This window comes from Saccharibacter floricola DSM 15669, assembly GCF_000378165.1.
In the GTDB taxonomy this organism is placed as follows: domain Bacteria; phylum Pseudomonadota; class Alphaproteobacteria; order Acetobacterales; family Acetobacteraceae; genus Saccharibacter; species Saccharibacter floricola.
This window is the reverse complement of record NZ_KB899352.1, coordinates 5,503-7,823: the sequence shown is the minus strand read 5'-3', so window position 1 is coordinate 7,823 and position 2,321 is coordinate 5,503. Positions and strand designations below refer to the sequence as shown.

Below are 2,321 nucleotides of genomic sequence, written 5' to 3'. Positions count from 1 at the left end.
TCTCCACGACCCCACTCCCCATTAGGAGAGTAAGATCGCGAGACTGTTCTCCACTCACTCTGACATGCTCTCAAGCGTCTCTTCAACCAAACAACGCTTAAACCAGCGATGCTGCGGCCTTAGAAGGCCGCAGAAACACTCGCTTGCGCCCCACTATCAACAGAGTGGTTCCCATATTGACCAATATAGGACAGATCAACATTGATACGGTCAGTCAGCTTCGCACCAACACCGAAGTTCACAACCGCAGCGTCCAGTGACAATGGCACACCACCCACATCCATCGTATTGCGACGATGCGTTGAGGCAAAGCCTTGGCGAACACTGGAGCTGGTCAACCCAAAGGTATGACGATAAGCCAAAGACCCATGCGTGGTCAGAAGCGTACGGCCCAGCATAAAGCTCGTTGAAGCACGTGCCCCAAAGGTCGCAAACGTCACACCCGTGTTCATCGACTTCCCAGCAAGGGCGGCCGCGCCACCATGTTCACGATAACCATCTGTATGTTGGTTCACGTAAGCAACATTGGCGAAAGGCTCGAACACAGCATGTTTTGTATGGAACTTATACGCCAACTCACCAAAGCCCTGAGCTGTTCCGCCCATATACCCGCTGCTGAGGCGATCACTATAATTCCCCGCAACAACAGAACGGTTCATGCCCATGATGTTCCATGTATAGGATGCACCAAGGCGTAAGTGCAGGTTACCCCAATGACGCCCAGCATACCCACCGATCGAGATATTATCACTCCGACCAGAGGAACTCAGCCCGCTCCCAATATTGAACATGCTGTGGCTGTAGCTGACGAGGCCACCCACACGCCATTGGTTAAACACAGGTGCATCCAACCCGATGACAAACCCTGCCGTGGAATGATGCATCGACGCGGCATTACCATCGCCAGAATTATGCCCTAGGCTTCCCAGAGCACGGCCCCACAGAACAGGCTCATTCGCCAAGCAAGCACTCGTCTTACGCCCGGTCTTGAGGCTTGCCGTGCTGATCCCGTTGCTGGCAGAGCCATCACAATCGGCACTGTCCAAACGGTCTAACGCCGCCTGACGAACATAGAAGCTGTCTTGAATGAGCGCCGTCCGAACAGACGCATGAACCTCGCCCGACACTGTATGCAGATACCGGCCTGCTTCTTTGGACGACATCGCCGTAAAAGTTTGGGACAGAGCGTTCGACGTTGGAAGAGAATCCAAACCAAGACCAGCCGTGCGCGTATTTTTTGTTGTTCCCGCGGTGGCAAACGAAACGTTATTACGCTCCAAGACCAAGGCCAGTACAGGGTCACCCATCGTTCTCAAAACGGGACTTGCAAAGGACGACGTATCTACAATCCCCGCCGCTTCTGCTGTCTCTCGACCAGCCTGATCCATATTACCAGAAAAGTTAATGGGCCCATTAGACGAGGCCAGCACGTAAGCCTGACCATATTGCATGTGCTTATCTCCCGTCACATGCAATTGGAAAGACGTGTGATCAAAGTTAGTGTTTCCCTGCACATTAACGCTGCTGCTTTGTTGCACATTATAGGAAACGCCAGCATCATTCTTGATCGTTTGGCCACTATTCTGAGCAATAGCGCTCGTCTGCAAGACAGAACCTTGATTCATCGTCAAGTCGCCCTTGACCGTCAAACGTCCGGTTGGGTCGCTATTCGTGCCGGGGTTTAACACCCCCTGCGACGCAACATTGACAGAACCACCAAGCGTTCCCGTTCCAGCTAATGCTGCACCGGAAGCGACAGTGGTTTGTCCAACCACATGATCTTGCTGTCCATTGACTTCCAAATGTCCCGCATTCACGGCTATTGTGCCGTTGTAGTTGGTTGCATTGCCTAAAACGGTCGTCCCTAAACCGTTCTGTTCAAAGCGTCCATCACCCGTAAGGCTTTGTCCCATCACCAACGTATCATTACGATCAACAGCGAGTGTACCGTTGTTTGTAATGGAAGATGCATTCCCAATAGAACCTGTATTGCCTCCGTTACCGAGCTGGAGGTTCGCTCCCTTCTCAATAGTCGTAGGGCCACTATACGTGTTGTTACCCGTCAGGATCTCTTTGCCATTTTGAACCGTCAAACGACCAGAACCCGACAAGGCACCGTCATAACGACCTGCAGCATGTGTCAGTGTCAAAGCTGTATTAAGTTGAGCGCCCTGCTGACCAGTCAATGATTGTACAGAACTCCCTGCATTTTTAAACTCTGTCGCACCACCATTAAGCGCCAACGTTCCGTTGATTGCACTACCGTCAAGCTTAAGAGAGCCGTTATTCTGCGTAACATCGCCCGCCACAACACTATTCTG

Annotated in this window: 1 protein-coding gene; it reads right to left on the bottom strand. The window is 52.0% G+C overall.

The annotated features are described in order from the left end of the window. Nucleotides 1-119 precede the first annotated feature (119 nt). On the bottom strand, nucleotides 120-2,321 hold a 2,202-nt coding region (locus F457_RS14255), incomplete at its 5' end, for an autotransporter family protein (RefSeq protein ID WP_018981274.1).